Here is a 5,610-nt window from a genome sequence, read left to right as displayed (position 1 = left end):
ATAAGCCACCGACACATCACGCGCCAACGGCGCCAACGACCACCCGTCCCCCGCGATGTGATGCACCACCAGCACGAGAACGTGCTCCTCCGGCCCGACCACGAGCAGGCTGGCGGCGAGCGGGATCTCCGTGCCCAGGTCGAAGGAGTGCCGTACGCGGCTCGCGATCGCCTCCCCGAGACCCTCCTCGGTCACGGAGAAGACCGGCAGCGCGACGTCGACCTCGCCGGGTTCGAGGATCCGTTGCTCGGGCTCGTCGTCCACCACGGGGAAGACGGTCCGCAGCACCTCGTGCCGGGTCAGCACGTCGTTGAGCGCCGCCCCCAGCGCTGTCCGGTCCAGCGTCCCCGACAGGCGGAGCACCAGTGGGATGTTGTACGTCGAGCCGGGCCCCTCCAACTGGGCCAGGAACCACAACCGCCGCTGAGCGAAGGACAGGGGAATCATCGGGGGCGTCTCCGTAACAAGCGATGGGGGCGGGTGGTCGGTCCGGGTCAGACCGGAGGTCGGTCCTGTTCCATGGCGGCGATCAGGCTCTTGGGCCGCATGTCGGTCCACGACTTCTCGATGTAGTCGAGGCAGTCCTGGCGGGCGGCCTTGCCATGAACCACCTGCCAACCGGCGGGTACGTCGACGAATACCGGCCACAGCGAGTGCTGCCCCTCGTCGTTCACCAGCACCAGGTACTCGGCGTCGTTGTCCTCGAACGGATTGGTCATCACAGACCCTCTCTCTTCGTCGCTGTCGCGATGGGTAGGTGTTGCAGGAGGTCACGGAGCAGGTCGCCGGCCGCGCCGACGAGGTAGAAGTGACCACCGGGGAACGAGCGGGCGCGGAACGTCGACCGGGTGGCCGCCGACCAGGCGTCGATGGCCTCCGGAACGAGCTCGGTGTCGTCGCTGCCGTGGTAGGCAGTCAGCGGTATGTCGAGCACCGACCGTTCGTCGGGCCGGTGGGCCGTATAGCGGTCCAGGAGTCGGTAGTCGGCGCGGATGGCGGGCAGCACGAGTTCGCGTAACGCCGGGTCGCGCAGGACCCCGGGGTCGGTGCCGCCCAGTTCCAACACGGCGTCGACCAGCTCGTCGTCGCCGGCATCGGCCAGTCCCGGGCGGCGTTCCCGACCGGGGCCGCCGCGTCCGGAGACGAAGAGCGCATCGGGTACGGGCCCGCCCCGCTCCCTCAGCCGGATGGACAACTCGTAGGCGACGGATGCGCCCATGCTGTGGCCGAAGAAGGCGACGGTGGTGTCGAACATCCCCGCGGATGCGTCGACGAGCTCGTCGACCAGCTCTGCCATGGTCTGGGCGGGCTCGTCCAGGAATCGTGTCTCCCGCGCCGGATACTTCGCGGCCAGCACCTCGACACCGTCCGGCACGAGAGCCGCCCAGGGACGGAAGAAGTTCGCGGTGCCGCCCGCGTGCGGGAAACACACCAGCCGTACGGCAGGCGCCGGGTGCGGCCGTACGGCTCGGAAGCACAGGTCCGGCGTACCCCCTGCGCTCATCGGTTCTCTCCCCGCTCGGCGCGCGGGCGCAGCGCGGGCCTGACCCGGGTCGCCGGCATGGCGTCGATCGACTGCGCCAGACCGGCCACCGTGGGCGACTCGAAGATGGTCCTGATCGTGACCTCGACGCCCAGCTCGGCGCGGATCCGGGCGATGAGCCGGGTGACCAGCAGCGAATGGCCGCCGAGGTCGAAGAAGTTGTCGTCGACACCGACCCCGGTGACGCCGAGCAGTTCACCGAAGAGACGGCACAGGGCCACCTCCCGTGGTGTCGACGGTGCCCGGGAGGCGGTGGCGGTCAAGGTACGTTCCGGGACGGGCAGGGCGCGCCGGTCGAGTTTGCCGTTGACCGTGAGCGGCAGCGCGGCGAGCACCACCACGGCCGCCGGCACCATGTGGTCGGGCAGCGTCCGCGCCACGTGGGCGCGTACGGCGGCCGGATCCGGGTCGGTGTCCCCGGCCGGCACGACGTATGCGGTGATCCGCCTGTCGCCAGGTGCGTCCTCGCGCACCACGACCGCTGCCTGGCCCACGGTCTCGTGTCCGAGTACGGCAGCCTCGATCTCGCCGAGCTCGATCCGGAAGCCGCGCACCTTGACCTGCTCGTCGGTACGCCCCAGATAGACCAACGCGCCGTCGGCGCGACGCTTCACCAGGTCGCCCGTACGGTACATCCGCTCTCCCGGCGCACCGAACGGGTCGGCGACGAACCGTCCCGACGTCAACGCGGGCCGGTTCAGGTAACCACGGGCCAGTCCGGCTCCGGAGACGTACAGCTCGCCGGGCACGTCCGGGGGGAGCACGCCGAGGTGGCGGTCCAGGACGTATGTGCGCAGGTCCGGGATGGGCACGCCGATCGGGCTCTCCGTCGGGCCCGCGCTGTCCGGGCCGGCGTCGAGTGGGGCGTACGTGACGTGCACCGTGGTCTCGGTGATGCCGTACATGTTGACCAGCGAGGGCGGTCCGTCCGGCCGCCGGGTGTACCAGTCGCGCAGGCGGGTGACGTCGAGTGCCTCCCCGCCGAACACCACGTACCGGAGCTTGAGCGCGCTGGCGGAGCCGCCGGCCCGCCTACCCTCCTCCAGCAACTGGTAGAAGGCGGATGGCGTCTGGTTGAGCACGGTGACGCCCTCCCGGGCCAGCAGACCCAGGAAGTCCCTCGGGGCACGGGCCACGTCGCGCGAGATCAGCACGAGTCGACCACCGTGGAGCAGGGCGCCCCACAGCTCCCATACGGAGAAATCGAACGCGTAGGAGTGGAACAACGACCAGACGTCGTCCGGGCCGAATCCGAACCAGTGATCGGTCGCCGCGAAGAGGCGGACGACGTTGCGATGGGTGACGACCACCCCCTTGGGGCGACCGGTGGAGCCGGAGGTGTAAATGACGTAGGCGGGGTGGCCGGGCCGCAGTGGGGCACGACGGTCGGCGTCGGTGAGGTCGCCGGCGTCCAGCCCGTCCAGGGCGTCAGGGTCGTCGACGGTCACGATACGGCCGGTGACGTCCTGCCCGAGCACGCCGGACTCGATGACGGATCGCTGGGTGAGCACGGCCACGGGCGCGGCGTCCGCCAGCATGTACGCGATCCGCTCCGCCGGGTAGTCCGGGTCGATCGGCAGGTAGGCACCGCCCGCCTTCAGCACGGCCAGCAACGCGACGACGAGGTCGGGGGTGCGCGGCAGGGCGATGGCCACCACCGTTTCGGGGCCGGTGCCGTGGGCGACCAGGTGCCGTGCCAGCCGGTTGGCGCGCGCGTTCAGCTCGGCGTACGTCAATGGCCGTCCCTCACCGCTGACCGCGACGGCGGCGGGCGTCGCGGCGGCGCGGGCCTCGAAGAGGTACGGGAGCGTCGCGGACCCGGCGCTGCCCACCGGATCCGCCGTGGGGGCGAGGAGGTGGGCGCGTTCCGCCTCGGTCAGCGTCTCCAGACGGTGGAACGGCCGATCCGCGCCGGGGGTCTCCAGCGCGTCGACCAGGCCCTCGGTGGTGGTCTGGAGCATGGCGCACAGTGTGTACGGGGACGCCGGGGCGGCGGTCTGGACGGTGACGGAGAACCCCTCGCCGAGGTCGTCGACCATCACGGTGATCGGATAGTTGGTACGTTCCGTCGCCTCGATCACGGTGATGCCCTCAAGGCTGTCGGCTGCCTTGCCCGGGGTGCTGTGCCGATAGTTGAGCAGGGTGGTGAAGAGCGGCGCCCCGGCCGGTACGCCGCTGGCCCTCTGCGCGACCGTGAGTGGGGCGTGTTCGTGGACCTGGAGATCGGCGAGTTGGTCGCGCACCGAGGTCAAGACCTGCGCGACGCTGGCCGACCGGGTGTTGATCCGCAGGGGCAGGGTGTTGATGAACAGCCCCGGGGTGTCGCCGCCGCCGCTCATCCGGCCGAAGAGGACGGTGCCGAAGACCACGTCGTCGCGACCGGAGATCACCGACAGGACGCGCGACCAGACGGCGTGGAAGAGCGTTGCGGGGCTCGTCCGGTGCCGGACGGCCGCCGCGCGTAGCCGTGCCGCCAGTGCGGGCGGCAGCGGAACGGTCGTCTCGGTGACGCCGCTGCCGTCGCCCTGCACGTCGAGTAGGCCGAACGGCGCGGTCGGCTCGTCCACGTCGCCGAGCAGCGACGCGAAGTGCGCCTCGTGTTCCTCGCGCGGGACGCCGAGCAGGGCCTGTCCGACGAAGTCGCGGAACGGCACCGGCGCCGGCAGTTCGTCGCCCTGGCCGGCGATGAACGCCCGGACCTCGTTCAGTAGGACGTCCAGCGCCGTGTGGTCCTGGACGATGTGGTGCACCCGGATCACGGCCTCGTCGCCGGTGGCCTCGACCCGTAGGAGCGGGGCTCGACTGAGGTCGATGTCACTGCCGGACACCTCGATCCGCGCGCTGCGCTGGACCACCTGGACCGGTTCCCGCAGCCCCTCCCAGACGATCGCCGTGCGAAGGATCTCGTGCCGGTCGACCACCTGCTGCAACGCGGCCAGGAAGACATCGAGGCGTTCCCGGCTGTCGAAACCGAGCCTGATCGGGAGGACGTAGACGTCGGCGGAGCCGGTTTCGCGACTCATCAGGTGGTGGAAGAAGATGCCTTCCTGTAAGGGCGCGAGCGGGTAGATGTCGACGATGTTCGCCGCTCCGCCGGGGATCCGCCCGGCAATGAGGTCGATCTCCTCCTGCGTGAGGTCTGCCAGCGGGAACGTGTCCGGAACGAACGCCTCGCCGGTCCGCCTGGGCGGCACCACGATCTCCTGCATGGCGTTGCCGAAGGTGCGGGCCAGGCCCGCCGGGGTCGGGGCGAGGAAAACCGAGCGTACGTCCACCGCAAGGCCGTGGTCGCGCAGTTGCTGAACCAATGTCACCGCCAGCAGGGAGTGCCCGCCGAGAGTGAAGAAGTCATCGTCGACACCGACCCGGTCAACACCCAGAACCTCGGCGAAAACCTGACAGACCAATACCTCCCGAGCCGTCTCCGGAGCACGATAGGCACCACCGGACACGAACCCAGGCGCCGGCAACGCCGAACCGGCGACGAACCGCTCCGCGGGAACCACCAGCGCGGTGTCATTCGCCGTACGCGGAACCAGCTCACGCCCCACACCGTCGAGAACCTCGACAGCGCCCACCGACGCATCCGGGTTCTCGACGAGCGTGGTCAGCAGCCGCACGAACCGCTCCGCCAACTCCTCTACATCCCCGACGTCGAACAGGTCCGTCGCGTAGATGAGGCGCCCACGTGTTTCGGTGAACTCGAACGACAGGTCGAACTTCGCCGGAATCGCGGCGACCTCGTCGAGCGGCACCGCCGCAACCTCGACCCCCGGAATCACCAACACCGCCTCAGGCGTGTTCTCCACCGACAACATCACCTGAAACAACGGATGCCGACCAGCCGAACGAACCGGAGCCAACTCCTCCACCAACCGCTCGAACGGCACATCCTGATGCGCGTACGCACCCAACACCGTCTCCCGAACCCGACGCAACACCTCCACAAACGACGGATCACCCGACACATCCGTCCGCACCACCAGCGTGTTCACAAAGAAACCGACCACACCATCCAACGCCTCGTCGGTACGCCCAGCGATCGGCGTACCCACCGCGACATCCGT

4 protein-coding genes are annotated in these 5,610 nt (G+C 69.8%); all 4 read right to left on the bottom strand.

Annotation, left to right across the window (positions count from 1 at the left end; genetic code table 11):
• Positions 1 to 447: condensation domain-containing protein (locus tag ACIBF5_RS32535; RefSeq protein WP_396816730.1), on the bottom strand; the 447-nt coding region annotated here is incomplete at its 3' end.
• A gap of 47 nt (positions 448 to 494) precedes the next feature.
• Positions 495 to 719 carry an MbtH family protein gene (locus ACIBF5_RS32530; RefSeq protein WP_121154517.1) on the bottom strand — a complete coding sequence of 75 codons (225 nt, stop codon included), beginning with the start codon at positions 717 to 719 and terminating at the stop codon, positions 495 to 497.
• Positions 719 to 1,504, bottom strand: coding sequence for a thioesterase II family protein (locus ACIBF5_RS32525; protein WP_396816729.1), 786 nt, complete (start codon positions 1,502 to 1,504; stop codon positions 719 to 721). Before ACIBF5_RS32525 ends, ACIBF5_RS32530 begins: the two co-directional genes overlap by 1 nt.
• Positions 1,501 to 5,598 (bottom strand): amino acid adenylation domain-containing protein, encoded by a 4,098-nt coding sequence (locus ACIBF5_RS32520; RefSeq protein WP_396816727.1) that lies wholly within the window; start codon positions 5,596 to 5,598, stop codon positions 1,501 to 1,503. The genes ACIBF5_RS32525 and ACIBF5_RS32520 overlap by 4 nt, the downstream gene beginning before the upstream one ends.
• Between the last annotated feature and the right edge of the window lie 12 nt (positions 5,599 to 5,610).

Source organism: Micromonospora sp. NPDC050417, assembly GCF_044458865.1.
Classification (GTDB): Bacteria; Actinomycetota; Actinomycetes; order Mycobacteriales; family Micromonosporaceae; genus Micromonospora_G.
Note: the sequence above shows the minus strand (reverse complement) of the source record. Positions and strands in the feature narration are given on the sequence as shown.